The organism is Streptomyces sp. 5-10 (assembly GCF_014712245.1).
Taxonomy (GTDB): Bacteria; Actinomycetota; Actinomycetes; order Streptomycetales; family Streptomycetaceae; genus Streptomyces; species Streptomyces violaceusniger.
Genome location: NZ_JACVYG010000245.1, coordinates 1 through 399, shown reverse-complemented (window position 1 = coordinate 399; position 399 = coordinate 1). Strand labels below are relative to the sequence as shown.

Sequence of the window (399 nt, the reverse complement as noted above, 5' to 3'; positions counted from 1 at the left end):
TCCCCAAACGCTGCGCACCCTGACCCGTGAACACCCACGCCGACTTCGCGGGCCCGCGCACCTGCCCACGATGCGCGCCCCGTGCCGGCTCGTCGTTGGCCAGGGCGCATAGGCCGCTCATCAACTCGTCGCGGTTTCCGGCGATGAGCGCCACTCGTTCGTCGAAGGAGACGCGGGTGGTCGCCAGGGAGAACGCGACGTCGGCGGGGTCGAGGTCGGTCCGTCCGTCGAGGTGCGCGGCCAGCCTCCCGGCCTGCTCCTTGAGAGCCTCCCGGGTCTTGGCGGACAGCAGGTACGGGAGGGCGCCGCCGCTCGCCTCCTCCCTCTCCGACGCGCGGACCGGTTCTGCCTGTTCGAGGATGAGGTGCGCGTTGGTGCCGCTGACGCCGAAGGAGGAGA

The 399-nt window shown here is 71.4% G+C and carries 1 protein-coding gene; it reads right to left on the bottom strand.

Annotated features, from left to right (window positions below; all coding sequences use genetic code 11):
- Positions 1 to 399: CurL C-terminal domain-containing protein (locus tag IEJ02_RS48035; protein ID WP_191070539.1), on the bottom strand; the 399-nt coding region annotated here is incomplete at both ends.